The following is a 26,612-nucleotide window of genomic DNA, read 5'->3' as shown; positions in this document are numbered from 1 at the left end:
GCCGCTGCCAGGTGCTGTGCGGCTGGTCACCCACTACTGTCGGCCGGCTGCGCTGGTCGCATAGCCTGCGCCAACCAATGGCCATTGGTGAACCATCGTTCAGCGTCGAACGGCACACGGAGGCCAATGATGGCGGTAGCAGGCGAATCCGGCGATGCGTTCCGGTCGGCACCGGAGCACCCGCGATATGTGTACGACTTCGCCGAGGGAAATCGCGAACAGCGGGATCTGCTCGGCGGCAAGGGCGCGAACCTGGCCGAGATGACCAATCTCGGCCTGCCGGTCCCACCCGGCTTCACCATCACCACCGAGGCCTGTCGGGCCTACCTGGACCGTGGCGTTCTGCCGGCCGATCTGCCCGAGCAGATCGCCGCCGCCCTCGCCCGGCTGGAGGGCCAGCGCGGCAAACGCCTCGGCGACCCGGCCGACCCGCTGCTCGTCTCGGTCCGTTCGGGGGCGAAGTTCTCCATGCCGGGGATGATGGAGACGGTGCTCAACGTCGGGCTCAACGACGACTGTGTGGCCGGACTCGCCGCCCAGGCCGGTGGAGACGAGCGGTTCGCCTGGGACTCCTACCGGCGGCTGATCCAGATGTTCGGCAAGACCGTCTGCGAGGTGCCGGGGGAGGAGTTCGAGCAGGCGTTGGAGGCGGCCAAGCGCACCCGCGCGACCGACGACGACCTGGCGTTGAACGCCGACGACCTGCGCAAACTGGTCCAGGCGTACCAGAAGATCTTTTTTGCGCACACCGGCCGGGACTTCCCGCAGGACCCTCGCGAGCAGCTTGACCTGGCGATCCAGGCGGTGTTCGACTCGTGGCACGCCGATCGGGCGGTGGTCTACCGGCGGCAGGAGCGGATCCCGGCCGACCTGGGCACCGCGGTCAACGTGGTCGCGATGGTCTTCGGCAACCTTGGCCCGGACTCGGGCACCGGGGTGGCCTTCACCCGCGACCCGGCGACCGGCGCCCAGGGCAGCTACGGCGACTACCTGGCCAACGCGCAGGGCGAGGACGTGGTCGCCGGCATCCGCAACACGCTGCCGCTGCAGGAGCTGGCCCGGATCGACCGGGACTCCTACGACGAGCTGCTGACCATCATGGCCCGGTTGGAGAACCACTACCGGGACCTGTGCGACATCGAGTTCACCATCGAACGCGGCAAGTTGTGGATGCTGCAGACCCGGGTGGGCAAGCGCACCGCCGCGGCCGCTTTCGTCATCGCCAGCCAGCTCGTCGACGAGGGGATGATCGACCTGGACGAGGCGCTGCACCGGGTCAGCGGAGCCCAGCTGGCCCAGCTGATGTTCCCCTGCTTCGACCTGTCCGCGGGGCCGCTCGCGATCGCCACCGGGATCGGCGCCTCACCCGGGGCCGCCGTCGGCAAGGTCGTGTTCGACTCCGCGCGGGCGGTGGAGCTGGCCGGCCTGGGCGAGGCGGTGATTCTGGTCCGGCGCGAGACCAATCCGGACGATCTGCCTGGCATGATCGCCGCCGAGGGCATCCTGACCAGCCGGGGCGGCAAGACCAGCCACGCCGCGGTGGTGGCCCGGGGGATGGGCAAGACCTGCCTGTGTGGGGCGGACGCGCTCGACGTCGACGTCCGGGCCGGTCGCTTCACCGTCGGCGAGCACACCGTCATGCAAGGCGACGTCGTGTCGATCGACGGCACCAGCGGTTGCCTCTATCTGGGCGCGGTGCCGGTGCGCCCGTCGGAGGTGGTGCAGTACTTCGAGGGGGAGGTCGATCCGGCCACCACCGACGATCCGCTGGTACTGGCCGTACACCGGATTCTGGCGCACGCCGACGGCCGGCGGCGGCTGGCGGTGCGCACGAACGCCGACACCGGGGCCGACGCCGCCCGGGCCCGGCGGTTCGGCGCGCAGGGGATCGGCCTGTGCCGCACCGAACACATGTTCCTGGGCGAACGCCGAGGGCTGGTGGAGCGGCTGATCCTGGCCCACGACGAGGCGCAGCGGTCGGCGGCGCTGGCCGACCTGCTGCCGTTGCAGCGGGCCGACTTCGTCGACATCTTCCGGGAGATGGACGGGCTGCCGGTCACCGTGCGGTTGATCGATCCGCCGTTGCACGAGTTCCTGCCGTCGTTGGAGGAACTCGCCGTGTCGGTGGCGTTGGCGCACTCCCGTGGTCAGCACCCCGGGCGGGACGAGGCGCTGTTGGCCGCGGTCCGCCGGATGCACGAGCAGAATCCGATGCTCGGCCTGCGCGGGGTGCGGCTCGGACTGGTCATCCCGGGCCTGTTCGCGATGCAGGTGCGGGCGATCACCGAGGCGGCGGCCCAGTTGGCCGCCGCCGGGTACGACCCGCGGCCCGAGATCATGGTGCCGCTGGTCGGTGCGGTCCAGGAACTGGAGACGGTACGCGCGGAAGCCGACCGGATCATCGCCGACGTGCTGGGGGAACGTTCGGTCGAGGTCCTGATCGGCACGATGATCGAGGTGCCCCGGGCGGCGTTGACCGCCGGCCAGTTGGCCAGCTCGGCCGAGTTCTTCTCGTTCGGCACCAACGACCTGACCCAGATGGCCTGGGGATTCTCCCGTGACGACGTGGAGGGTGCCTTCTTCTGGCGCTACCTTGAGCTCGGCATTTTCGGCATCTCGCCATTTGAGTCGCTCGACACCGACGGGGTCGGCCGGCTGGTGCGGATCGCCGTCGACGAGGGGCGCGCGGCCCGGCCGGGGCTGAAGATCGGGGTATGCGGCGAGCACGGGGGCGATCCGGACTCGGTGCGGTTCTTTCACGAGGCGGGACTGGACTATGTGTCCTGTTCGCCGTTCCGGGTGCCGGTCGCCCGGTTGGCGGCTGGCCGCGCGGCGGTGGAGTCGACCGGGTCGGACAGCCGCTGACGACTCAGCCCGGGTCGGCCGTGGCTGGTCCGGGTAGGCGGCCGGCTGCCGTGGGGGGGCGGGTACGGCAGCCGGCCACCGGTTTCCCGGTCGGGCCGAGGGGCGGGTGCCGGCAACTGGCCACCGGTTTCCCGGTCGGGCGAGGACGGCGTCAAGAGCCGGGTCAGCGCCGCCGGCGGGGCAGCGCCGGGTTGTACGGCAGGGTGGCCATCGGGGTGCGTACAGCCAGCGGTGCCCGGTTGTCCAGGAAGCTCGGGTCCGGATCCGGCACGTTGGTCACCAGATCGGTCTGCAGGATCCCGTCGACCAGTTGCGCCACCCGGCGGGCGTGCGTGTGCAGCAGTGGCAGGTCGGCACCCGGGCCGGCGAGTACCGCGAGCAGCGCCCGGCTGCCCGCGGCGTACAGGGCGACGTAGCCGTGGGTGCCCGCGATGACGGTTTCCCGTAGCTCGCCGTGACCGGAGGTGACGGCGAACCGGCGGCCGAGGCCGACGCTGGCGGCGGCGAGCGCGGCGATGCTGTCGGCGTCGGTGCCGGTACCCGCGAGGTCCCGGCTGATCATCAGGCCGTCCACGCCGGCCAGTACGGAACCGGCCACTTCGGGCACCCGGCGGCGTAGCCCGTGCAGCTCGGTGAGAATGGCGGTGTCGGTATCCACCGGCGGTCTCCTTCACTCGATCGTCCGGGTGACTGGTCGCCGGCCCCGCTCGTTCGCAGACCGAGACTGGTGCACGGTCCAATCGACGGGATCAGGGCTGAAGTGACGTTGTGCTCCTGGCACGCTACCGCAAGCGATGTGGCTGTGCTGGCCCGTAACCATCGGCAATTGGACAACAACTGGTAGCTGATCGGCCATTGCGAACGATCTTCGGACTGGCTTCGAGTGTTTGGACCGTCACTGCGGTGTGGTCGCTCCGATCGCCGTACCGTAGGGGTGAGCTTGGGGTTCGTCGTGGACAGCGGGAGGTGGTCCAGTGGTCAGTCAGTGGGAGAACCTGGTGGTCGATGCCCACGACCCGGCCCGGCTGGCGCGGTGGTGGGCGGAGGCGCTCGGCTACCGGATAGTGCACGAGGCGCCGGACGAGGTGGAGATCCGCAAGTCGCCGGAGCAGCCTCCCGGGCTGCTCTTCGTGCCGGTGCCGGAGAGCAAACAGTTGAAGAACCGGATTCACCTCGACCTGCGACCGACCGACCAGGCGGCCGAGGTGGAGCGACTGGTCGACATGGGAGCCCGCCGGGTCGACCTGGATCAGGGCGACGTCTCCTGGATGGTGTTGGCCGACCCGGAGGGCAACGAGTTCTGCGTACTCAGCGGGCGGGGCTGAGTCGGCCGGCGGCCACAGTGGGTCGGCGTCGGTCGGCCAGCACCGGCCGCCCGTTGGCCGCCCGGTCGACCGCCGACCGCAGGAGCAGCAGAAAGGTACGTGCGTCGGGCCCGTCGCCGAACCCCAGCCAGCAGGATTCGGCGCGGCCGTGCGCGTGCCAGCGGGCGGTCACCAGCATCCCGTCCCCGGTGGGCGGGGCGAGAGTCAGGGCATTGAGCCTCGCCGAGCGGGCGTATCCGCGTGGCAGATCGTCGCCGGCGGTGACCAGATGCCGACCGAGCAGGATGTCGATCCGATGGTGGACCGCGCCCTGCGTCCGGAGGTGCGGCGACCCTGGTGCGGTCGATCTGGTGAGACAGCAGGCGCTGGCGCCGGCCAGCTCCCCCATGAGCTGGCCGGCGCAGTGCTCCTCGACGGCGTACCGCATCGGTCCGGTCACCTCGGTGCTGTGGACGAGCCGGCTGGTACGGGTCCACCCCTGGTCAGCCACGTCTGCGATTGTGAACCGGTAGCCGGCGCCGCGGGCCGTCGGCGTCAACATCGCGACACAATTCGGAAATCGGACCGAAACTGTCCCCCGGTCGAGTGACGTACTCCACCAGGCCACCGCCCGGTCCGGGTCGATAGGCTCCCGAGGTGAACCCGCCATCCGGCGATCCGACGGCCGGGACCATCGCCGACAGCCACCGCTGGGTGCCCGAGCCGGCGAAGGGCACCGGCTCCGGACGCAGCCCGTTCGAGCGTGACCGGGCCAGGGTGCTGCACAGCGCCGGATTCCGCCGGTTGGCCGCCAAGACGCAGGTGCACACCGCCGACTCCGGCGGTGCCGACGGGGTACCCCGTACCCGGCTCACCCACTCGCTCGAGGTCGCGCAGATCGGTCGCGAGATGGGTGCCCGGCTCGGCTGCGATCCGGACGTGGTGGACGTCGCCGGGCTGGCACACGACCTGGGTCATCCACCGTTCGGCCACAACGGCGAGCACGCGCTGGACGAGATCGCCGCCGACCACGGCGGATTCGAGGGCAACGCGCAGACCCTGCGGGTGGTCACCCGGCTGGAGGCCAAGGTGATCGGCCCACGGGGCGACTCGGCCGGGCTCAACCTCACCCGTGCCTCGCTCGACGCGACCTGCAAGTATCCGTGGCCCCGACGAGCAGGGCAGCGCAAGTTCGGGGTGTACGCCGACGACCTGCCGGTGTTCACCTGGCTGCGTGACGGGGCACCGCAGCCGGACCGGCGCTGCCTGGAGGCACAGGTCATGGACTGGGCCGACGACGTCGCCTACTCCGTGCACGACCTGGAGGACGGCATCCACGGCGGCTACATCGACCTCGCGGCCCTGTGCGCCGACCGTGACGAACAGGCCGCGCTCGCCGCCGACGTCGCCGAGGTCTACTCCACCGAGTCGGCGGACGACCTGGCCGGCACGCTCGCGGATCTGCTCGCGCATCCGGCGCTGCGTCCGCTCACCGGCTATGACGGCAGCCACCCCGCGCAGGCCGCGTTGAAGGGCATGACCAGCATGCTGACCGGCGCGTTCGTGTCGGCCGCGGTGTCGGCGACCCGGCAGCACGCCGGCCGGCTACCGGTCCGGCGGTACGCGGCGGACCTGGTGGTGCCGCGCGTGGTGCGGGCCCGGTGCGCCCTGCTCAAGGGTCTCGCCCTGCGGTACGTGATGCGCCGTCCCGGCGCGCAGGCCGGATACGCCCGACAGCGCGAGATCCTCGCCGAGTTGGTCGAGGCGTTGACGCTCCGGGCACCGACCGACCTGGACGCCGTCTTCGCCCCGTTGTGGAGGCAGGCGTCGGACGATCAGGGCCGGGCCAGGGTGATCATCGACCAGGTGGCCTCGTTGACCGATCCGGCGGCGGTCTCCTGGCATCGGCGACTCACCGGGTCGGCGGGTCGGCGGTCACCGAGCTGACCAGCGCGTCGCCGGCTGCCGGCGGCGCGGGATCGGCCAGGTTGGCGGAGGCGGCGGTCGCGGCGGCGGCGACACCGAGGAAGAACGTGCATCGGGCGTTCGACTCGGTGTACGGCCCGTCGTGCCTCCTGCAGCTGTACGTACTCGGCCAGCGTGATGCTCAACGTGTTCTCGGGCGAGCGGGTCGGATCCTCGGGCGTCGGTGGCACCCTCCTCGGCCATGGAGAGTAGCGCCCCGGTTCATCCTGACCGCCGCGGTCAGGCTCCCGGTCGAGGTCAGCCGCTGGTCGGTGGGCGGACCGCGACGAGGTCGGCGGCGAGCAGCGCCGACCACCAGTTCTCGACGTTGGACAGCGACCCGGAGATGATCCGGGGCTGCTCGCCCTCGGTCAGCAGGGTGAGCGCGGAACCGTCCGGCCAGGCCAGTACCCAGCCGGCGATGTGCGGCAGCTCCTCCTCGGGCGCCAACTCGGCGTCGCGGGTGCGGTAGAGGGCGCACAGGCGTGGGGCTCCGTCGAGGGCAACCACGTCCAGGTGGTCGATGGCGTTCGTCTCAGGCAGCAGCTGGGGCATGGGGGTGCCTCCTCCTTCGGGCTGGGTTTCCGGCAATGTAGACAAGACACAGTGAATCGTGAAGAAAGAGAAACAAGCCAGCGAACGGTTCACTAGGTGCGACACAGACAGTATTGCTGCGGTTACAGGTCAGGACAAGGTCTGTTCTGCGGCGAGGCGTGGAAAATGCGTATTGACAGAACACTGCCTGGTCAGGACGGGGTTCGGCGATCTTGACCGGCCTGGTCGACGGCCGGGCGTCCGGCCGGGCACCCGCACTGCCGGTGATCACGGTGGCAGGGCAGGATGTACCCGAAGGGGGTGGCGCCGCAGCATGGCTGGTCGGATTCGGGACGAGGACATCACTCTCGTACGGGAGCGGACGTCGATCGCCGACGTCATCTCGGACAGCGTCACGCTCAAGTCGGCCGGTGGCGGCAATCTGAAAGGGCTCTGCCCCTTCCACGACGAGAAGACCCCGTCGTTCACCGTCGCGCCCGGGCGCAACGTGTACTTCTGCCACGGCTGCGGCAAGGGCGGTGACGCGATCACCTTCCTGATGGAGGCGGAACACCTCACCTTCATCGAGTCGGTGGAGCGCCTCGCCGCCCGGGCCGGTCTCCAACTGCGCTACATCGAGGCCGGACCGGCACCGGTACGCCAGCAGACCGGCCAGCGGCAGCGGCTGATCGCGGCGCACGCCGCCGCGGTCGAGTTCTACGCCGGCCAGCTGACGACGCCGTCCGCCCGCCCGGCACGGGAGTTCCTCGCCAGTCGCGGCTTCGACCGGGCGGCGGCCCAGCGCTACGGATGCGGGTTCGCTCCTGACGCCTGGGACGAGCTCACCCGCCACCTGCGCCAACAGGGCTACACCACCCAGGAGCTGATCACCGCCGGGCTGGCCCGACAGGCCCGGTCCGGGTCGCTGATCGACCGGTTCCGACGTCGGCTGCTCTGGCCGATCCGCGAACTCAGCGGTGACGTCATCGGATTCGGCGCCCGCAAGCTGTTCGACGACGACGACGGCCCCAAGTACCTCAACACCCCGGAAACCCCGATCTACAAGAAGTCCCATGTCCTGTACGGCATCGATCAGGCCAAGCGGGAGATCGCCCGGCAGGGCCGGGCGGTGATCGTGGAGGGCTACACCGACGTGATGGCCTGTCACCTGGCGGGTGTGCCGACCGCGGTGGCGACCTGCGGCACCGCCTTCGGGCCCGATCACATCGGCGTGCTGCGGCGGCTGCTGATGGACACCGAGGCCGTCGCTGGCGAGATCATCTTCACCTTCGACGGCGACGCGGCCGGGCAGAAGGCCGCGCTGCGCGCCTTCGAGGAGGACCAGCGCTTCGTCGGACGTACCTTCATCGCGGTCAGCCCGGACAGCATGGATCCGTGCGAGCTCCGGCTGGCCAAGGGCGATCTAGCCGTACGCGATCTGGTCGCGCGCCGCGAGCCGCTCGTCGACTTCGCGTTGCGGCAGATGCTCAGCCGGTTCGACCTGGACACCGTGGACGGCCGGGTGGAGGCGATGCGCCGGGCCGCGCCGCTGGTGGCGAAGCTCAAGGACCGGGAGAAACGACCGGAGTACGTCCGTAAGCTCGCCGGTGACCTCGGCATGGAGATCGAGCCGGTGCAGCGCGCGGTACTCGCCGCCGGCGCCGCCCCGCCACGGTCCGCCGGCGGCAACCGGGCCGCGCCACCGCAGCCGGCGGCGCCCCGGCCGCCGGTCGAGCCGGACGACCCGCAGGTGCTGGTCGAACGTGAAGCGCTCAAACTGGGGCTGCAGGTGCCGGTGCTGGCCGGGCCGATGTTCGACACGCTCGGCCCGGAGGCCTATCTGCATCCGGTGCACAGCGCCGTCCGCGAGGCGATGGCGCAGGCCGGGGGGGTTGCGGTCGCGGTGACCGGTGCCGTCTGGATCGAGCAGGTCCGGGACAACTGTTCCGATCTGGCGGCCCGGGGACTGGTCGCCGAGTTGGCGGTGGAGCCGCTGCACGTCGACCGCGAGCCGGACCCGCACTACGTCTCGGTCACCCTGGCCCGGCTGCAGTGGGCGGCGGTCACCGCGCGGATCCGGGAGATCAAGTCCAAGGTGCAGCGGATCAACCCGGTGGCGAACAAGGACGAATACCTGACCCTGGCCGGGGAACTGTTCTCCCTGGAGCAGAACGCGCGGGCGCTGCGTGACCGAGCCGCAGGAGGGCTGTAGCCGTGTGGGGGTTGTTCCGGCGCGGGAACCGGTTGCCGGCGCAGGCGCGTCCGGCGTTGGAGCGTGACGAGCGGGTGCTGGCCTGGGCGTCGGCGGCGGCCGCAGCCGTGGTGGTCACCAACCGGGGCGTGTGGCTGCCGGGCCGGGCCGACCGGCTCGGCTGGCACCAGGTACACAAGGCCGTCTGGTCGGGCGAGGTGCTCACCATCACCGCCGCGGAGGTCGTGGCCCGGCACGAGCAGTACGCCGTGGTCGTCGATCTGCCGCCGATCTCGATCGAGCTGCCGGATCCGCAGGACGTGCCGAACCAGATCCGGGCCCGGGTGACCCGGTCGGTCGGCTTCACCCTGCACCAGCCGCTCGACGGTGGTGGATTCCTGATGGTCGGCCGACGGGTCGCCGGTGTCGACGGGCTGACCTGGACGGTCCGGTACGACCCTGACACCGACGTCGACGCCCCCGGGCTGGCCGAGTACACCGCCGAGTTCGTGGCGGCGACCCGGTCGAGCGTCGAACGGGCCGACTGACCGGTGGTGCCGGCGGCCCCGGTCAGCTCGCCGTGAAGACGTGATCGCTGGCCATCCGGGTGGCGCCGATCAGCCCGGCCTGGTCGCCGAGTTCGGACAGCACGATCAGCATGTCTCCGGTGGCCAGCGGCAGGGAGCTGCGGTAGACCACGCTGCGGATCTCGGCGAGCAGGGCGTGCCCCATGCCGGAGAGCCCGCCGCCGATCACCACCATCCCCGGGTTGAAGAAGCTCACCAGCCGGGCCAGCACCTGGCCGACCCGCCGGCCGCCGTCGCGGACCATCCCGATCGCGACAGGGTCGCCGCTGACAGCGGCCTGGGTGACGTCCAGCGCGGTCAGGGTGCCGATCCGGGCGAGCTGATCGGCGAGTTGGTCGGAGCGGCCGGCGCGGGCGGCGGCCAACGCGTCGCGGGTCAACGCCGCACCGCCGAAGTAGGCCTCCAGACAACCGACGTTGCCGCACAGACACTGCGGGCCGTTCTCGTCGACGGCTGTGTGGCCGATGTCGCCCGCACAGCCGTTGGCACCGCGGTAGACGTCACCGGCGACGACGATCCCGGCGCCGATGCCGACCCCGATCTTGATGAACAGGAAGTCCTCGAACGACCGGGCGATGCCGGCGTGTTTCTCCCCGAGCGCCATGATGTTGACGTCGTTGTCCACCAGCACCGGGCAGCCGAGTTCGGTGCTGAACATCTCGCGGACCGGAAAGCGGTGCCAGCCCGGCATGAACGGCGGCGAAACCGGCACGCCCTCGTGAAAGCTGACCGGTCCGGGGAGACCGATGCCGGCGCCGGTGAACCGGGCGGTGCCCGAGTCGGCGGCCAGCTTGGTGACCAGTTCCAGCGCCTGTGCGATCACCGCGGTCGGTCCCTGCCGCAGCTCGGTGCGCTGCGCGCGGCGGGCCACGACCTGCAGCTCGCCGTCGGTGAGCGCGACGTCGAGGGTGTTGACGCCGATGTCGACGCTGAGGAAGCGGGTGGCTGCGGCGATCCTGATGATCGATGAGGGGCGCCCGCCCCGGGAGGCGGCGGGGCCGGCGGTCTCGACCAGGCCGCGGCTGAGTAGCCGGTCGAGTTCGGTGGCCACCTTGGACCGGGAGAGGCCGACCGCGTCCCCGAGCTCGGCGCGGGATCGTGGGCCGTCGCGGAGCAGACGCAGGATCCGCGCCTGGTGTGCGTTCTCCGGCCACACTCCTAGCACGTTGTCATCGTCCTTTACCTGGAGCCGGCACGCGGAACAGTCCGACGTGGGGCCGGTGGACACGCGGGCGAGGCGAACCGGCGTGGGCAGGGACCGTGCGGGGCGTTGGCTCTACACGCTGACGCAGAGTTAATCGCCAGGATGGTAAACTTAGTGTATAGAGACGCAAACTTCAAGCTGTACAAGTCGTACTTTGTCTTCGATTTGACTAAAGTCGGTCGGGATCGACCCCTTCCACCTCCTCCAGCCGGGGTCGGGAAACTCGCTGGCTGCGGTGTCACCGCCTCGCGGTAGCGTCGTCAGGTGACTGAACGAGGCACCCGACCACTCATCCACGCACGAGGGCTGGTCAAGCGGTTCGGCGGGTTCACCGCGGTGGCCGGCATCGACGTCGATGTTCAACCGGGTGAGGCCTTTGGCTTCCTTGGGCCGAACGGTGCCGGCAAGAGCTCCACCATGCGGATGGTGGGCTGTGTCTCGCCGCCCAGCGACGGGACGCTGCGCATCCTCGGGATGGATCCGGGTCGGGACGGGCCGGCGATCCGGGCCCGCCTCGGTGTCTGTCCGCAGCTGGACAACCTTGATCAGGAGCTGACGGTACGCGAGAACCTCGTCACGTACGCCAGGTACTTCCGCATCCCACGGGCCGTCGCCCGGCGCCGCGCCGACGAGTTGCTGGACTTCGTGCAGCTACGGGAGCGGGCCGACAGCAAGGTCGAGCCGCTGTCCGGTGGGATGAAACGCCGGTTGACCATCGCCCGGGCGCTGGTCAACGAACCGGAGATCGTCCTGCTCGACGAGCCGACCACCGGGCTGGACCCGCAGGCTCGGCACCTGGTCTGGGAACGGCTGTTCCGACTCAAGCAGCGCGGGGTGACCCTGGTGCTGACCACCCACTACATGGACGAGGCCGAGCAGCTCTGTGACCGGCTGGTGGTGATGGACGGCGGACGCATCGTCGCGGAGGGCTCGCCCCGCGACCTCATCGGCCACTACTGCACCCGGGAAGTGGTCGAGTTGCGGTTTCCCACCGACGACCAGGCGGACTTCGCTGGCAAGCTGGCCGGTGTGGCCGACCGGACCGAGGTGCTGCCGGACCGGATCCTGGTCTACGCCGACGACGGTGACGCCGCGCTGAGTGAAGTGCACGCCAGAGGGCTCGACCCCGCCAGCACGCTCATCCGGCGCAGCACCCTCGAAGACGTCTTCCTGCACCTGACCGGCCGCACCCTCGTCGACTAGGACCGCCAGGCATGATCGTGCAGACCGACCGGCTGTCCCTGCGCCGCTTCACCCTCGAGGACCTGCCACTGTTGGTGGAGCTGGACAGCGACCCCGAGGTGATGCGCTACCTCACCGGGGGCAGACCTACCCCGGTCGAAACCGTACGCCGTGAGGTGCTGCCCGCCATCCTGCGGGACTACCTGCGCTTTCCCGAGTTCGGCAAGTGGGCCGCGATCGAGCGCCGCAGCGGGGCGTTCGTCGGCTGGCTCGCGCTGAAGCCGGCCGGCGGTGGCCGGGGCGGGCCGCTGCCGATCACCGAGGTCGAGCTCGGCTACCGGCTCCGCCGGGCGTACTGGGGGCGCGGGTACGCGTCGGAAGGAGCGCGTGCGCTGCTGCGGATGGCCTTCGCCCATCCGTCGGTCGACCGGGTGTTCGCCGAGACCATGGCGGTCAACATCGCGTCGCGACGGGTGATGGAGGCGGTCGGCCTGCGCCTGGTCCGCTCCTTCCACCTGCAGTGGGACGATCCGATCGACGGCGTCGAGCACGGCGAGGTCGAGTACGAACTACGTCGGGTCGACTGGGTGACCAGCCCGCTGGCCGACCGGTTGCCGTTGGCCCCGCCCGGCAGGCGCAACGCCACTGGTGCCGTCCCGCCACCACGGTGAAGCTGAGGGTGACCACCGAAGGCGTAGCGCAATCGCCGTCGCCACAGCGGCCGGCGTTGCAGCGGGTGCTGCTGCTGGCCACGGTCCATCATCTGGCGACCACCCCGGTCAGCCGGCTGGTGGAGATCCCCGCGATCCGCGCCCTGCTCGCCAACCCGCGACGCGGTTCGCTGGCGCGCAGTACAGTACCGACGGTTTTGTCGTACTCGGCCGGTAGAACTGCGACTGATCGTCGGCGCGGAGGAGGATCGGGATGTCGCTGACCGGCGCTGACCGGATCGGCCCGGCGCAGCCGGACGCCCCGGCGCGGGCACCCCGCGGTCTCGGGCCGGCGCTGAGCGTGCTGGAGTTCCACCTCACCGGCTACCGCCGTGCCTGGCGGTCCTCGGTGTTCTCGTCCTTCCTGCTGCCGCTGCTGATGGTGCTCAGCTTCGGCGTCGGCGTCGGCGCCTACGTCGACACCCGGATCGACGGATTCGGCTACCTCGACTGGATCGTCCCGGGCCTGATCGCCTCCACCGCCGTGCAGGTGGCGATCGGCGAGTCGTCCTGGCCGGTACTGGGCGGCTTCAGCTGGCACAAGATCTACTTTTCGCAGGTGGCCGCGCCACTGCGCATCGGTGACATCGTCGGCGGGCTGCTCGGGTTCGTCCTGTTGCGCACGGTGACCAGCGTCCTGGCGTTTCTGCTGGTCGCCACGACCTTCGGCGCGCTGCACTCGGGCTGGTCGGTGCTGACCCTGCCGGCGGTGCTGTTGCTCGCCGCCTCGGTGGCGCTGCCGGTGATAGCCTTCTCCGCCACTGTCACCAGCGACGGCTACCTCGCGATACTGTTCCGCTTCGCGGTGATCCCGATGACCCTCTTCGCGGGCGTGTTCTTCCCGGTGGAGTCACTCCCGGCGGTGGTGCGCCCGCTGGCGTACCTGTCCCCGCTGTGGCACGGCGTCGACTTGTGCCGGGCAGCGGTCCTCGGCGTCCAGCCCGTCTGGTCCGTCCCGGGTCATCTGGCCTATCTGGCGTTCTGGGCGGGTGCCGGATGGTGGCTGGCGACCCGCCAGTTCCGCAAGCGCCTCATTCACTAGCGGGATGTCGAGTCCCGCCGGCCGGATGTCGAGTCGGCCGACCGGTCGGGCACGCGTCGCAAGGAGACAACATGGTCACCCTCGTCCTGCCCCGGCTGCTCGGGGTCGGTGCGTCCGCTCGGCGGGCGGTCTCGGTGATGGAGCGCAACGCGGCGGCGCTGAAGTCCGCCTACTGGTTGGTGCTGGTCTCCGGGCTGTTGGAGCCGCTGCTCTACCTGCTGTCGATCGGGGTCGGCGTCGGCCGGTTGATCGGTGACATCACGCTACCGGGCAGCGGACGGGCGGTCGAGTACGCCGCGTTCGTCGCGCCGGCGATGCTGGCCGCGTCGGCGATGTCCGGCGCGCTGTCCGAGACGACCTTCAACTTCTACGGCAAGATGAAGTTCGTCAAGCTCTACGACGGGATCCTGGCGACTCCGGTGCGGCCGACCGAGTTGGCCTTCGGCGAGTTGGGCTGGGCGATGGCCCGGGGCAGCATCTACTCGGCGACCTTTCTGGTGGTGATGGTCGCGATGGGGCTGACCACGACGCCACGGGCGTTGCTGGCGTTCCCCGCCGCGGTGCTGGTCGGGTTCGCCTTCGGCGGACTGGGCATGGCGTTGTCCACGTACATGCGGAGCTGGCAGGACTTCGACCTGATGGGCTCGGCCCAGTTCGCGGTCTTCCTGTTCTCCGGCACGTTCGTGCCGGCGCAGTCGTACCCGGTGGTGCTGCGGTGGCTGGTCGAGACGACCCCGCTGTACCGGGCGGTCGACCTGATCCGAGCCATCACCATCGACACGGTCGGCTGGCTGCAGTTGCTCGACGTCGGCTACCTGGTCGGGGTGACGCTGATCGGATTGTCGATCGCCGGCCGTCGGGTCGGCCGATTGCTCTGCGAGTAGCCGTCGCGGCATCATCGCTCGACCGCCGTCGCTCCCTTCTGCGACAGACGTCGATCAACTGCGTTGACCAGGTCATACTTCTGGCTCACCGAGGACAAAGTCATCGGCGGTTCATCAGAAAGTTTGGTTCGTCGGGGTCTTTCTTTCCGCTGGTCTCTGGGGTTACTGTCTGCCCCAGACGTAACACCAGCGACACAGTGCCGTAAACGCCGAGTCGCTATCAGGGTCCACCGGACCCGGGCTGCCGCGCCAGGGGCGTGGCGACGGCAGCTGCGGTCCGGGTCGGCGTCGCCAACCGTGATGCCGACCCGGACCGCCACCCCCCAACCGTCCGCCCCGGGGTCACACGTTTCGGCGGCGCGCGGCTCCGTAAGCCCGACCCTCCTCACTCGTCATCCGGCGGCTCTGCGAGCCGCCCTAGAAAGGTGGACAAGAATGGACGAGGTGCTACGCCGCAACGGTGAGCTCACCGCCCCCAACCCCGCACTCACCCGCCGCAAGATCCTGGCCGCCTCGGCCGGTGCGGCGGCGGTACTCGGTGCGGCCGGCCTGCCCGTGCTGCAGACCAACCGCCCGGCCCGGGCCGCCGGTGGCTGGTCCGTCAATCCGCTGATCCCTGAGCAGAACCGGGGCATCATCCTGTTCTCGGTGCGCGACCGGATCGGCGCCGCGCCGGACGACAGCGGCGTGCCCTACGGCTTCGAACGGGTTCTCGCCCGACTGGCCGAGATGGGCTACAAGGAGATCGAGTTCGCCGGCTACAACCAGCACACCTCGATCCTCGGCCGGCAGATCACGCCTACCGAGATCCGCAAGATCCTGGACGACAACGGACTGGTCGCCAACGGCTGCCACGTGTCGATCCGGGCGGACACCTTCCAGGAGCAGCTGGACATCGCCGAGGAACTCGGCATGAAGAACATCGGCACCGGCAGTGACCCGACCCGCAGCGACTACCAGGCGGACTGGGACGAGGCCGCGGAGGTGTGGAACGAGCTCGGCCGGCAGGCCAAGGAACGCAAGATGCGGCTCTACACCCACAACCACGACGCCGCGTACAACTTCCTGCTCGACGCCGGTCCGCTGGACGAGCAGGGGCGACCGACCCGGTCGTCCGGCACCCGCAAGCTCGAGTACTTCATGGCCAAGACTGAGGCCCAGTACGTCTACTTCGAGATGGACATCTACTGGGGCTACGTCGCCCGGCACAAGCACCACACGTTCACGAACTCGGCTGGCCATCAGCGGACCCGTGTCTTCGACCCGCTGTTGACCGTGGCCCGGCGCCCGCGCCGGTTCCCGCTGTTCCACGCCAAGGACGGCAACAAGAACCTGGACCTGTCCAACGGCTACGAGATGGTGCCGATGGGCGACGGCGACATCAACTTCCAGCAGTTCTTCCAGACCATCGGCCACTACGACTTCCACCACGCCAACTGGGAGCAGGACACCGCTCCCGGTGGCTCGGCGAACCCCAGCCAGTCGCTGGCGTTCGCGGAGCGGAGCTACCAGCACATGGCGGACCTGAGCGTCTACAGCCAGACCGCCGAGTAATCCAGCGGTCGCCTGGGTGTACCGCTCAGGCGACCGCGAACTGTCCGCGGTGCTCCGGCACCGGCGCGAGGTGATCCGGTCGCCGCCGTATCCGGCGGCGACCGGGCCGCTCTTGCGGCTGCACCCTGCTGGCCAGGTATTTGTCGGCTCTATCAACAACTTCTGTCACGATCAAAAAAAGTTTTGTTCCGAGCGATCAAAGCTCTGGACACAGGGGTTGGAAGACTCCTAGTGTTTCGGACATGACACGCCGAGGTTGCGTCGGCGTCAACCCACTGTCGGAGGTGGACCCATGCGTACGGCGGATCCCCTGCACCTCCAGTTGTTGCGCCTGCTGCGCGACAACGGCCCGGTCTCCCGTGCCGAGCTAGCCGACCGGCTGGAGATTTCCCGCCCTCGCCTGCTGTCCGAGCTGGAACGGCTGGTCGCCGCCGGGTTCGTCACCGAGGCGGGGATGGCCGCCTCGCGCGGCGGTCGTCGTTCGACCCTGGTCGAGCTCAACCCCAACCTGCGGTTCGCCGCGGTCGACCTCGGCGCCAGCTCGGTGGACGTGGAGATCACCGACGGCCGGCTCGAGCCGGTGGCCGCCTACACCGAGCCCGCCGACATCCGGCAGGGCCCGAAGGTGATCCTGCACCGGATCAACGAACTGCTCACCAAGGCCCGGGTCGAAGGTGTCCACGACCGTCTCGACGCGATCGGCATCGGGGTCCCCGGGCCGGTCAGTTACCGCGACGGCGTACCGGTCTCCCCGCCGATCATGCCGGGCTGGGACCGCTTCCCGGTCCGGGAGCTGCTCACCCGCGAGCACGGCTGCCCGGCGGTGGTGGACAACGACGTGAACATCATGGCGATCGGCGAGCGGCACGGCGGCGTCGCCCACTCGGTCGACGATTTTCTCTTCGTCAAGCTCGGCACCGGTGTCGGCTGCGGCATCTACCTCTCCGGTGAGGTCTACCGGGGCATCGACGGCTGCGCCGGCGACATCGGCCACATCCAGGTCGACCCGCAGGGTCCGATGTGCTCCTGCGGCAACGTCGGCTGCCTGGAGGCGCTGTTCAGCGGCGCGGCCTTGGTCAAGGAAGCCGCCGCCGCCGCCCGAGCCGGCACCTCACCGGCGTTGTCAGAACGGCTCGGCCAACGCGCTGAACTCACCGCTCGGGACGTAGCCGAGTGCGCCATGGAGGGCGACGTGACCTGTATCCGGTTGATCCGCGACGGTGGGCGGCGCCTCGGTGGCGTGCTCGCCGGCCTGGTCAGCTTCGCGAATCCGTCGATGATCGTCATCGGTGGCGGGCTGGCCAACCTCGGGCACATCCTGCTCGCCGAGATCCGTAGCGTGGTGTACCGCCGGTCGCTGCCGCTGGCCACCGGCAACCTGCCGGTCGTGCTCTCCGAGCTCGGCTCCCGCGCCGGGGTCACCGGTGCCGCGGTGCTCGCCAGCGACGTCGCCTTCGAGCAGGCGTCATGAGCGCCGTCGAACCGGCCGGTGCGCAGCCGGCCAAGACCGACACCGAAACCGCCTCCACCCCGGCCGACCAGGCCTCCACCCCGGCCGACCAGGCCTCCGCGCCAGCGGAAACCGGCGGCGACGTGGTGCTGCGGCTGACCGACGTGGTGAAGACCTTCCCCGGGGTACGCGCCCTCGACGGGGTGCAGCTGGAGGTCCGGGCGGGCGAGGTGCACTGCCTGCTCGGCCAGAACGGTGCCGGCAAGTCGACTCTGATCAAGGTACTGGCCGGGGTGCACCGCCCCGACTCCGGCCGGGTCGATTGGCAGGGCCACCAGGTCCGGTTCGCCAACCCGCAGGCGGCCATGAGGGCCGGCATCGCCACCATCTACCAGGAGCTCGATCTGGTCGACGACCTCTCGGTCGCCGAGAACGCCTTCCTGGGCCACGAGCCGCGTACCGTCGGATTCGTCCGCCGCGGCCAGATGGCCCGGCTGACCCGCGACATCCTCGGCCGGCTCGGTCACGGCGAGCTCCGACCCCGTGGGCTGGTCAGGTCCCTGCCAGCGGCCGGCAAGCAGGTGGTCAGCATGGCACGGGCGCTGTCCCACGAGGCCAAGCTGATCATCATGGACGAGCCGAGCGCGGTGCTCGCCCACGACGAGGTCGACAATCTGTTCCGGATCATCCGGGAGCTCACCGCCCAGGGGATCGCGGTCATCTACATCTCGCACCGGCTGGAGGAGATCCGCGAGATCGGTGACCGGGTCACCGTGCTCAAGGACGGCCGGACGACGGCGCAGAACCTGCCGGCGCAGACCACCCCGACCCGCGAGCTGGTCAGTCGGATGACCGGCCGGTCCATCGAGTACGTCTTCCCGCAGCGCGAGACCAACACCCACGGCGAGGAACTGCTGGACGTTTCCGGGCTCAGCCGTGACGGGGAGTTCGACGACGTCTCGCTGAACGTGCGGCGGGGCGAGATCGTCGGCATCGCCGGCCTGGTCGGCTCCGGCCGTTCCGAGCTGCTGGAGACGATCTTCGGTGCCCGTACCGCATCGGCCGGCACGGTCCGGATGGCCGGCAAGGCGGTCCGGCCCGGCAGCGTCGGTGCCGCCGTACGGGCCGGCATGGGCATGGCCCCCGAGGAGCGCAAGAGCCAGGCGCTGCTGCTGGGTGAACCGATCTTCCGCAACATGACCCTGGCGACCTTCAGCCAGCTGTCCCGGGCCGGGTTCACCGACTCCGGCCGGGAGGCGGCCGAGGCCGAGCGGGTCGCCGACTCGCTGGAGCTGCGCCCACGGGGCGTGCACCGGCCGGTCCGCCAACTCTCCGGGGGCAACCAGCAGAAGGTGGTCGTCGGTCGGTGGCTGCTCGGTGACACCCGGCTGCTGCTGCTCGACGAACCTACCCGGGGCGTGGACGTCGGCGCCCGCGCAGAACTCTACCAGGTCATTCATGACCTCGCTGCCCAGGGCGTGGGGGTCCTGCTGGTCTCCAGCGAGGTTCCCGAGGTACTGGGATTGGCCGATCGGGTGCTGGTGATGCGCGAAGGCAGCGTGATCCATGAGGCCCCGGCCAGCCAGATCGATGAGGAAACCGTGCTCGACCTCGTCATGGCGGGGTCGTTGATGGAAGGTGCCGCGGCGTGACCGGGCGACCCGACCAGCTGGTCAGCGGCCAGCCGGTGAGCGAAGGAGTAGGACTGTGACCGCGGACGAGGCCACGGCAACCGTACCCGGCAAGGAGAAGCCGCCAGCGTCGCCGGCGTCCGGCGCCGGTGAACCACCCCGGCAGAGCTGGTGGCGGTCAGACGCCAGCGAGTACGCCCGACGCAACCTCTGGCTGGTCGGAGTCCTCGTCGCACTGATCATCATCGGCGCGGTCACCCGCCCCGACCTCTACAGCGACCCGAACTGGGTCCGCAACAACATCTTCACGATCCTGCAGCAGGCGTCCGCCATCGGCGTGGTCACCGTTGGGATGACCTTCGTCATCATCGCCGGCGGCATCGACCTGTCGGTCGGCGCGATCATGGCGTTGGCCGGGGTGTGGGCCACCACCCTGGCCACCCAGAGTTACGGACCCGGCGGCATGATCTTCACCGCGGTGTTCGTCGGGCTCTGCGTCGGCCTGGTCAATGGCGTGCTCATCTCCTACGGGCGGCTGGTGGCGTTCATCGCCACCCTCGCGATGATGGTGGCGGCCCGCGGTCTCGCCGCGCTCATCTCCGGTAAGCAGACCCAGGTCTCCACCTCCACGGTGATCAACGGAATGGCCACCGAGCGCATCCTCGGGATTCCGTTGCTGGTGATCATCCTCGCCGGGGTGGTGGCCGCTGGCTGGGTGCTACTCAACCGCACCACCTTCGGCCGGCGGACGGTCGCCATCGGCGGCAACGCCGAAGCGGCCCGGCTCGCCGGTATCAACGTCCGCCTGCACACCCTGATGATCTACGGGTTGTCCGGACTCTGCTGCGGTATCGGGGCGATCATGCTGACCGCCCAGGCGAACTCGGCCCAGGCCGCGATGGCCAACATGTACGAACTCGACGCGATCGCCGCGGCGATCATCGGCGGCACGCTGCTCACCGGTGGCCGCGGCACGATCATCGGCGCCCTGTTCGGGGTGCTGGTCTTCTCCACCATCACCAACCTGTTCGCCATCAACGGACTCTCCACCGAATCCCAGAACATGATCAAAGGCGGGATCATCGTGGCGGCCGTTCTCATCCAGCAGTTCCGGTTCAACTCCCTCAGCCAGTTGCTCACCCGAAGGACGACCTGACCCTTCCGGGCCCGGCTGATCCCACCACCCACCGTCCCAGGTGGCCGTCGACTCCGACGGTCGCCAGGAACAGCACACCCAGATAACCCCTCACCTTCCGATCCAGGAGGTCGTCATGACCGCTCTTTCCCGCCGGGCCCTGTTCGGTGCCCGCGGCGCCGCCGTCGACACGTCGCGTCGTCGGCTGCTCATCGGCGGGCGCCGCCGTCGGCGCCGGGGTGCTGCTGTCCGCGTGCACCAGCAACGAGGCCGCACCGGCCAACACCCAGACCCAGGCAGCCAACCAGGGCAACCCCAACTCGGAGTCCGGTGAGACCGTCACCATCGGCTTCTCCGCTCCGGCGGCCGACCACGGCTGGCTCGCGGCGATCACCAACAACGCCCGCGCCCAGGCCGAGGCCTACTCCGACGTGGAGTTCCTCACGGTCGAGGCCGGCGCCGACGCCGCCGCCCAGCGGGCCGCCCTGGACACGCTCATCTCGCAGGGCCCGGACGTCATCGTGATGCTGCCGCACGACGGTGCCGAGTTGACCGCCAGCGGCCTGCAGGCCATGGAGGCCGGCATCCCGGTGATCAACCTGGACCGGGCGTTCACCCAGGCGCTGGCGTACCGCACCCAGATCAAGGGCGACAACTACGGCATGGGCGTGTCGGCCGGCAACTGGATCGCCGCGCAGATGCAGGCCAAGGGCGTCGCGAACCCGGTCATCGCGGAGATCGCCGGCATCGACGCCCTGGAACTCACGCAGGAGCGCTCCGCCGGCTTCAAGGCCGCGCTGGAGGTGCACGGCTTCACCGTCGCCAACCGTCGTGCCGCCGAGTTCACCGCGGACTCCGGCCAGCGCGAAGCAGCGAACCTGCTGCAGGCCCTGCCGCAGATCGACGCCCTGTGGAACCACGACGACGACCAGGGCATCGGGGTGCTGGCCGCGGTCAGCCAGGCCAACCGTTCCGAGTTCATCATGGTCGGGGGTGCCGGCTCACGGGCCGCGATCGAGGCGATCGCCGCCGACGACAGCGTGCTGAAGGCAACCGTCACCTACAGCCCGTCGATGGCCTCCTCGGCGATCTCGCTGGCCCGCCTGCTCGGCCAGGGCAAGGGCATGTCCGACCTGGTCGAGCTGGAGGTGCCCAAGGAGATCATCCTGGCCTCGGAGACCATCACCAAGGAAAACGCGAGCGAGTACCTGCCGCTCGGTTTCTGACCCGCACGGGGAGGCTTACCTTGTCCGCTCTAGACAACGAACTGCGGGTCGGCATGGTCGGCTACGCGTTCATGGGTGCCGCGCACTCGCAGGCGTGGCGCACGGTGAACCGCGTGTACGACCTGCCGCTGCGGGTCCGGATGGCCAGCGTGTGCGGCCGCGACGAGTCGCAGGTGGCGCAGGCCGCCGACCGGCTCGGCTGGGAGTCGCACACCACCGACTGGCGTGAACTGGTCGCCCGGGCCGACGTCGACGTGATCGACATCTGCACACCGGGGGAATCGCACGCTGAGATCGCCATCGCGGCACTCGCCGCCGGCAAGCACGTACTGTGCGAGAAGCCACTTGCCAACACCGTGGCCGAGGCACAGCAGATGGCGCAGGCCGCGCAGGCCGCCCGGGCCGGCGGCGTCCGGTCGATGTGCGGGTTCAACTACCGGCGGGTGCCGGCGGTGACGCTGATGCGTCAGCTCGTCGCCGACGGCCGGATCGGGACGATCCGCCACGTGCGTGCGGTGTACCTGCAGGACTGGATCGTCGACCCGGACTTTCCACTGGTCTGGCGATTGCAGAAGGACAAGGCGGGGTCCGGTGCGTTGGGCGACATCGGTGCGCACATCATCGACGCCACCCAGTTCGTCACCGGGCAGCGGATCACCCGGGTGAGCGGGCTGACCGAGACGTTCGTCAAGCGGCGGCCGCTGCCGGCCGGGTCCAGCGGGTTGACCGCTTCGGCCGGTGGCGACACCGTCGACGGCGCCGGGCCGCCCACCGGCCCGGTCACCGTCGACGACGCTGCGCTGTTCATGGCCCGGCTCGACGGCGGGGCGGTCGCCAGCTACGAGGCGACCCGGTTCGCCACTGGGCGCAAGAACGGGTTGCGGATCGAGATCAACGGCTCGCTCGGGTCGGTCGCGTTCGACTTCGAGCGAATGAACGAGCTGGAGTTCTACGACGCTACCCGTCCCGGCGCGGAGCAGGGTTTCAACCGGATCATCGTGACCGAACCGGAGCACCCGTACCTGTCTGCCTGGTGGCCACCCGGTCACGGCATCGGGTACGAGCACTCCTTCACCCACCAGGCCCGCGACTTCGTCGCGGCGGTCGCGGCCGGGGACGACCCGGCACCGTCCTTCGCCGACGCCCTCCAGGTCCAGCAGGTGCTGGAAGCGGTGGAGCGGTCGGCCGAGCTCGGCGAGTGGATCACCGTGGAATCGGCTCTCGCCACGGCCACCGGCTGAGTGTGTCGACGGCCGTCGAGGCGGCCGGCACCTGAAGACTCCTCGTCCCGTGGGCGAGGATCCCCCGGCGCGGTTGCGCCCCGCGCCGGGGGATCCGCGGGTACGAGGTCGGTCCGTCCGGCGGGACCGGATCGGGATTCCCCGGTCACGCCGGACGGCCAGCACGGCGTACGGAAGAACTCTGGCGGACGTGGCACCGCGCCAGGGGTGAGGCACCAACCGTAACTGTCCGTCCACAACGGAAACAGTGCCCTACGGTGAGGCTCCGGCCTCCCGAACCCCCGGAGGAACGACCCATGAGAACATCCACCCGGCGATGGCTTTCCATCGCCGCGGGCGCGGCGCTCGTCGCACCCATGATCGCCACCGCGCCAGCGGTCGCACACGATGGACACGAGCACCACGACGACTACCAGGTGCTGGTCTTCACCCACAGCGAAGAGGCGGCCCAGCCGTCGACCGCCAAGGGCGTCAACGCCATCCGTACCCTCGGCAAGAACAACGGCTTCACAATCGACGTGTCCCGCAACGGGACCACCTTCACCAGTGCGAACCTCGCCAACTACGCGGCAGTGGTGTTCATCAACAACACCGGTGACGTGCTCGACGACGCGCAGCAGGAAGCGTTCGAGGACTACATCAAGGCCGGTGGCGGGTACCTCGGCGTGCACCTCGCGGTGGACGCCGAGCCGGACTGGGCCTTCTACCGCGACCTGGTCGGCACCACCTCGACCGGCACCACCGCCAACGGTGCTGGCGTCATCGACGCCGCTGACCGCTACCACCCGTCCACCGCGACGATGCCCCGCGAAGTGATCGTGGAGGACGAGTACCTCAACTACACCGGCAACGTCCGGGGCGTGCAGCACGTGCTGGCCAGCGTCGATCCGACGTCGCTGGACGGTAGCAGCATGGGCACCGACCACCCGATCTCCTGGTGCCAGGACTACCAGGGCGGCCGGTCCTGGTACACCGGCCTCGGTGCGTCGGCGGATACCTTCGCCATCGGGGCGGTTCGCAAGCACCTGCTCGGTGGCATCGAATGGGCTGCGGGCATCGCCGAGGGCGACTGCGGCGCGACCGTCGAGTCCAACTACGAGCGGGTCGTGCTCAACGACCAGCCCGGTGAGCCGATGACCCTCGCGGTGCTGCCCGACGGACGGGTGCTGCACAACACCCGCTCGGGGGAGATCCGCCTGTACGACCCGTCGTCGGGGGCCAGCCCGGTCATCAACAACCTGGACGTCTACCAGCACGACGAAGACGGCCTGCAGTCGGTGACCCTGGACCCCAACTTCGCCGAGAACAAGTGGGTCTACCTCTACTACGCGCCGCCGCTGAACACCCCGGTCGACGACCCGGCCACCCAGGGCGTCAACGAAGGTGACGCGCCGGCCAACAGCGACGACCCGAGCGTGTGGGAGGCCTTCAAGGGCCACAACCTGCTGTCCCGGGTCAAGTTCGTCGAGGAGCCGACTCCGCACCTGGACATGTCGACGGAGCAGGAGATCCTCACGGTCGACGTCGACCGCGGTGCCTGCTGCCACGTCGCCGGTGAGGTCAAGTTCGACGGCAAGGGCCTGCTCTACCTGGTCACCGGTGACGACACCAACGCCAGCGGCTCGGACGGCTACACCCCGATCAACCGGTCGGCGACCCGGGGTCCGGCGTACGACGCCGCCCGGTCAGCGGCCAACACCAACGACCTGCGCGGCAAGGTGCTGCGGATCCGGGTCAAGGACGACGGTAGCTACAGCATCCCGGCCGGCAACCTGTTCCGGGAGTCGGCGGACGTCGATGACAAGACCCGTCCGGAGATCTTCCTGATGGGCCTGCGGAACCCCTTCCGGTTCGACGTCGACGACCGTGGCTTCGTCTACATCGGCGACTACTCGCCGGACTCGCGTAACCCGGACCCGCAGCGGGGCCCGGAGGGCACCGGCCGGTGGTTCGCGACCAAGACCGCAGGCAACTACGGCTGGCCGTACTGCTACTCGCCGACCCTGCCGTACATCGACTACGACTTCGAGACGGGGACCTCGGGCGAGCCGTTCAACTGTGCTGCGCCGATCAACGACTCGCCGCGCAACACCGGTCTCAGCCTGCTGCCACCGGTGGAGCAGCCGCAGTTCTGGTACACCTTCAACGCCACCACCACCTGCCGGGACGCCTACCTGGTCGACCCGGCCGGCACCTGTGACTTCCAGTGGCCGACGATCGGCACCGGCGGCGTCGGTCCGATGGGTGGCCCGATCTACTCCTACGACGAGTCGCTGGAATCGGACTACAAGCTGCCGGAGTACTACAACGACGCCGTCTTCTTCGGCGAGTTCAGCCGGGACCGGATGTTCACCATGCGGACCAACGGCAGCGGCAAGTTCTTCGGTGTCGAGCAGTTCCTGCCCAGCACGTTCACCTTCGACAACCCGATGGACATGGAGATCGGACCGGACGGCACCCTCTACGTGCTGGACTATGGTGACGGCTTCTTCCGGGCCAACCCGGACGCGTCGCTCTACCAGATCCGCTACGTCAAGGGCACCCGTGGCCCGGTCGCCGAACTCGACGCGAGCCCGACGTCCGGGCAGGCACCGCTGAACGTGCAGTTCTCCAGCGAAGGCTCGTTGAGCCCCGAGATCGGTGAGACGATCAGCATCGCCTGGGACTTCGACGGAGACGGCACCACAGACTCCACCGAGGCCAACCCGTCGCACACCTACACCAGCAACGGCGTGTACTACGCCCAGCTGACGGTGAGCGATTCGACGGGCAAGCAGGCGACGCTCAGCCGCACCATCACGGTCGGCAACACCGCTCCCACGGTGGAGGTCACCACACCGGTGTCCGGTTCCTTCTTCAACTGGGGTGACGTGGTGCCGTACGCGGTGACCGTCACTGACCCCGAGGACGGTGCCATCGACTGCAGCCGGGTGGAGGTCTCCTTCGTGCTCGGCCACGACGAGCACGGTCACCCGCAGACCACCACCACGGGCTGCACCGGTGACCTGCCGACGCCGGCCGACGGTGCCGACCACGCTGGTAGCTACCTGTTCGGCGGAATCAGCGCCAGGTACACCGACCTGGGCGGCGGCGGCCAGCCGGCACTGACCACGGTCGGCCAGGCCACCATCCAGGTCTACCAGCAGCAGGCCGAGTACGCCCAGATCAAGCAGGGCGTCGAGACCTCCAACACCACCGACACCGACGGTGGCCTGCACGTGTCCAGCATCGACGGCGACGACTACATCGCCTTCGATCCGATCAACCTCGACGGGATCGAGTCGCTGACCCTGCGGCACAGCCGCGGCTCCTCGTCGACCGTGGGTAACCCCCAGGCGGTCGTCGAGGTGCGGGTCGACGCGCCGGACGGTCCGTTGGTGGCCAGCAGCACGCTGAACGCCACCACCGGCTCGCGTGACTGGACCAGTCACGACGTCGCGATCGACCACCCGGCCGGGACGCACCAGCTCTACCTGGTGTTCCGGACGGTGGACGGCGGCCCCGACAGCAACCTGGTCTTCCTCAACTGGGTGCAGTTCAACCCGGCGAGCTGACCGGTCCGTGGGCCGGTGGCCGCCAGGTCACCGGCCCACGGGCAACGATCCGGTAGCCGGCCGGGGACGGGCACACCACCCGTCCCCGGCCGGGGACCGACCAGCAGGACCGCGGCCGGCGCGAGCCGGCCGGGGACAACTGAATGCGGGGGAGGCAGGGCCGAACGCCGAACGTCCCTGCCTGCCACAGCCCCGTCCGTCCGGTCGACCGGGCCCGGCGGCGGCGTCGTTGACGCCGACTTCGGCGCCGTCGGCGGTGGTGCCACCCTGGCGCGCCCGGACGGACGGGGCCCAACCAGATCGGCAGGACCAGCACACCCACAGCAGTACGAGCCGCCAGCGGCGGGCTTGGA

The 26,612-nt window shown here is 69.7% G+C and carries 19 protein-coding genes and 1 pseudogene; 16 read left to right on the top strand and 4 right to left on the bottom strand.

The annotated features are described in order from the left end of the window. Nucleotides 1-129: 129 nt before the first annotated feature. Complete coding sequence (ppdK, locus tag ACFHVL_RS11325; protein ID WP_416627583.1) at nt 130-2,865, top strand: pyruvate, phosphate dikinase; 2,736 nt, start codon at nt 130-132, stop codon at nt 2,863-2,865. Between the two features lie 163 nt (nt 2,866-3,028). Here the strand turns inward: ppdK and ACFHVL_RS11320 are convergent, their stop codons facing one another. Beyond that, nucleotides 3,029-3,523 carry a roadblock/LC7 domain-containing protein gene (locus tag ACFHVL_RS11320; protein WP_416627581.1) on the bottom strand — a complete coding sequence of 165 codons (495 nt, stop codon included), beginning with the start codon at nt 3,521-3,523 and terminating at the stop codon, nt 3,029-3,031. Nucleotides 3,524-3,839: 316 nt separating this feature from the next. Here ACFHVL_RS11320 and ACFHVL_RS11315 point away from each other — a divergent pair, with 316 nt between their 5' ends. After that, on the top strand, nt 3,840-4,190 hold the full coding sequence (locus ACFHVL_RS11315; RefSeq protein WP_326552480.1) for a VOC family protein: 351 nt from the start codon (nt 3,840-3,842) through the stop codon (nt 4,188-4,190). On the opposite strand, the gene ACFHVL_RS11310 is transcribed toward ACFHVL_RS11315, so the two are convergent. Beyond that, nucleotides 4,174-4,680: a hypothetical protein gene (locus tag ACFHVL_RS11310; protein WP_416627579.1), complete on the bottom strand. Its 507-nt coding sequence runs from the start codon at nt 4,678-4,680 to the stop codon at nt 4,174-4,176. The two genes, ACFHVL_RS11315 and ACFHVL_RS11310, sit on opposite strands and share 17 nt — an antisense overlap. A 182-nt stretch (nt 4,681-4,862) precedes the next feature. Between ACFHVL_RS11310 and ACFHVL_RS11305 the strand changes: the two genes are divergently transcribed. Then, nucleotides 4,863-6,116: a deoxyguanosinetriphosphate triphosphohydrolase gene (locus ACFHVL_RS11305; RefSeq protein ID WP_416627624.1), complete on the top strand. Its 1,254-nt coding sequence runs from the start codon at nt 4,863-4,865 to the stop codon at nt 6,114-6,116. A gap of 276 nt (nt 6,117-6,392) precedes the next feature. On the opposite strand, the gene ACFHVL_RS11300 is transcribed toward ACFHVL_RS11305, so the two are convergent. Beyond that, nucleotides 6,393-6,689 (bottom strand): hypothetical protein, encoded by a 297-nt coding sequence (locus ACFHVL_RS11300; RefSeq protein ID WP_326552482.1) that lies wholly within the window; start codon nt 6,687-6,689, stop codon nt 6,393-6,395. A gap of 313 nt (nt 6,690-7,002) precedes the next feature. On the opposite strand from ACFHVL_RS11300, the gene dnaG reads away from it, so the two are divergent. Continuing rightward, nucleotides 7,003-8,880, top strand: a complete 1,878-nt coding sequence (gene dnaG, locus ACFHVL_RS11295; RefSeq protein ID WP_416627577.1) for a DNA primase — start codon at nt 7,003-7,005, stop codon at nt 8,878-8,880. Nucleotides 8,881-8,882: 2 nt separating this feature from the next. Then, a complete protein-coding gene (locus ACFHVL_RS11290; RefSeq protein ID WP_416627576.1) occupies nt 8,883-9,407 on the top strand; it encodes a hypothetical protein in 525 nt (174 codons plus the stop codon). A 22-nt stretch (nt 9,408-9,429) separates the two neighbouring features. On the opposite strand, the gene ACFHVL_RS11285 is transcribed toward ACFHVL_RS11290, so the two are convergent. Continuing rightward, nucleotides 9,430-10,611, bottom strand: a complete 1,182-nt coding sequence (locus tag ACFHVL_RS11285) for an ROK family transcriptional regulator (RefSeq protein WP_416627575.1) — start codon at nt 10,609-10,611, stop codon at nt 9,430-9,432. 303 nt (nt 10,612-10,914) lie between these two features. Here ACFHVL_RS11285 and ACFHVL_RS11280 point away from each other — a divergent pair, with 303 nt between their 5' ends. The 11 genes and pseudogenes from ACFHVL_RS11280 to ACFHVL_RS11230 all read left to right on the top strand — a co-directional run bounded on the left by ACFHVL_RS11280 (nt 10,915) and on the right by ACFHVL_RS11230 (nt 26,259). Further along, nucleotides 10,915-11,853 carry an ABC transporter ATP-binding protein gene (locus tag ACFHVL_RS11280; protein ID WP_416627573.1) on the top strand — a complete coding sequence of 313 codons (939 nt, stop codon included), beginning with the start codon at nt 10,915-10,917 and terminating at the stop codon, nt 11,851-11,853. An 11-nt stretch (nt 11,854-11,864) separates the two neighbouring features. Beyond that, nucleotides 11,865-12,503 carry a GNAT family N-acetyltransferase gene (locus ACFHVL_RS11275; protein WP_416627571.1) on the top strand — a complete coding sequence of 213 codons (639 nt, stop codon included), beginning with the start codon at nt 11,865-11,867 and terminating at the stop codon, nt 12,501-12,503. Nucleotides 12,504-12,756: 253 nt separating this feature from the next. Beyond that, on the top strand, nt 12,757-13,584 hold the full coding sequence (locus ACFHVL_RS11270) for an ABC transporter permease (RefSeq protein ID WP_416627569.1): 828 nt from the start codon (nt 12,757-12,759) through the stop codon (nt 13,582-13,584). 71 nt (nt 13,585-13,655) lie between these two features. Beyond that, nucleotides 13,656-14,468 (top strand): ABC transporter permease, encoded by an 813-nt coding sequence (locus ACFHVL_RS11265; RefSeq protein WP_416627567.1) that lies wholly within the window; start codon nt 13,656-13,658, stop codon nt 14,466-14,468. Between the two features lie 435 nt (nt 14,469-14,903). Then, complete coding sequence (locus ACFHVL_RS11260; protein WP_416627565.1) at nt 14,904-16,022, top strand: sugar phosphate isomerase/epimerase family protein; 1,119 nt, start codon at nt 14,904-14,906, stop codon at nt 16,020-16,022. Between the two features lie 292 nt (nt 16,023-16,314). Further along, nucleotides 16,315-17,493: an ROK family transcriptional regulator gene (locus ACFHVL_RS11255; RefSeq protein ID WP_416627563.1), complete on the top strand. Its 1,179-nt coding sequence runs from the start codon at nt 16,315-16,317 to the stop codon at nt 17,491-17,493. Then, nucleotides 17,490-19,124, top strand: coding sequence for a sugar ABC transporter ATP-binding protein (locus tag ACFHVL_RS11250; protein ID WP_416627562.1), 1,635 nt, complete (start codon nt 17,490-17,492; stop codon nt 19,122-19,124). The genes ACFHVL_RS11255 and ACFHVL_RS11250 overlap by 4 nt, the downstream gene beginning before the upstream one ends. Before the next feature lie 55 nt (nt 19,125-19,179). Then, complete coding sequence (locus ACFHVL_RS11245; RefSeq protein WP_416627560.1) at nt 19,180-20,259, top strand: ABC transporter permease; 1,080 nt, start codon at nt 19,180-19,182, stop codon at nt 20,257-20,259. Nucleotides 20,260-20,374: 115 nt separating this feature from the next. Then, nucleotides 20,375-21,464 (top strand): annotated as a pseudogene (locus tag ACFHVL_RS11240) (substrate-binding domain-containing protein). Between the two features lie 53 nt (nt 21,465-21,517). Then, nucleotides 21,518-22,705 carry a Gfo/Idh/MocA family protein gene (locus ACFHVL_RS11235; protein ID WP_416627623.1) on the top strand — a complete coding sequence of 396 codons (1,188 nt, stop codon included), beginning with the start codon at nt 21,518-21,520 and terminating at the stop codon, nt 22,703-22,705. Nucleotides 22,706-23,001: 296 nt separating this feature from the next. After that, complete coding sequence (locus tag ACFHVL_RS11230; RefSeq protein WP_416627559.1) at nt 23,002-26,259, top strand: ThuA domain-containing protein; 3,258 nt, start codon at nt 23,002-23,004, stop codon at nt 26,257-26,259. Nucleotides 26,260-26,612: the final 353 nt, after the last annotated feature.

The organism is Micromonospora sp. LOL_023, assembly GCF_048060115.1.
In the GTDB taxonomy this organism is placed as follows: domain Bacteria; phylum Actinomycetota; class Actinomycetes; order Mycobacteriales; family Micromonosporaceae; genus Micromonospora_E.
This window is presented reverse-complemented; position numbering and strand designations above follow the sequence as displayed.

Excerpts from the sequence above, each read along its gene's own strand:
- ACFHVL_RS11260 (WP_416627565.1), top strand. The coding sequence starts at position 14,904 with ATGGACGAGGTGCTACGCCGCAACGGTGAGCTCACCGCCCCCAACCCC.
- dnaG (WP_416627577.1), top strand. The coding sequence starts at position 7,003 with ATGGCTGGTCGGATTCGGGACGAGGACATCACTCTCGTACGGGAGCGG.
- ACFHVL_RS11275 (WP_416627571.1), top strand. The coding sequence starts at position 11,865 with ATGATCGTGCAGACCGACCGGCTGTCCCTGCGCCGCTTCACCCTCGAG.
- ACFHVL_RS11265 (WP_416627567.1), top strand. The coding sequence starts at position 13,656 with ATGGTCACCCTCGTCCTGCCCCGGCTGCTCGGGGTCGGTGCGTCCGCT.
- ACFHVL_RS11250 (WP_416627562.1), top strand. The coding sequence starts at position 17,490 with ATGAGCGCCGTCGAACCGGCCGGTGCGCAGCCGGCCAAGACCGACACC.
- ACFHVL_RS11300 (WP_326552482.1), bottom strand. The coding sequence starts at position 6,689 with ATGCCCCAGCTGCTGCCTGAGACGAACGCCATCGACCACCTGGACGTG.
- ACFHVL_RS11235 (WP_416627623.1), top strand. The coding sequence starts at position 21,518 with ATGGTCGGCTACGCGTTCATGGGTGCCGCGCACTCGCAGGCGTGGCGC.
- ppdK (WP_416627583.1), top strand. The coding sequence starts at position 130 with ATGGCGGTAGCAGGCGAATCCGGCGATGCGTTCCGGTCGGCACCGGAG.
- ACFHVL_RS11270 (WP_416627569.1), top strand. The coding sequence starts at position 12,757 with ATGTCGCTGACCGGCGCTGACCGGATCGGCCCGGCGCAGCCGGACGCC.
- ACFHVL_RS11230 (WP_416627559.1), top strand. The coding sequence starts at position 23,002 with ATGAGAACATCCACCCGGCGATGGCTTTCCATCGCCGCGGGCGCGGCG.
- ACFHVL_RS11255 (WP_416627563.1), top strand. The coding sequence starts at position 16,315 with ATGCGTACGGCGGATCCCCTGCACCTCCAGTTGTTGCGCCTGCTGCGC.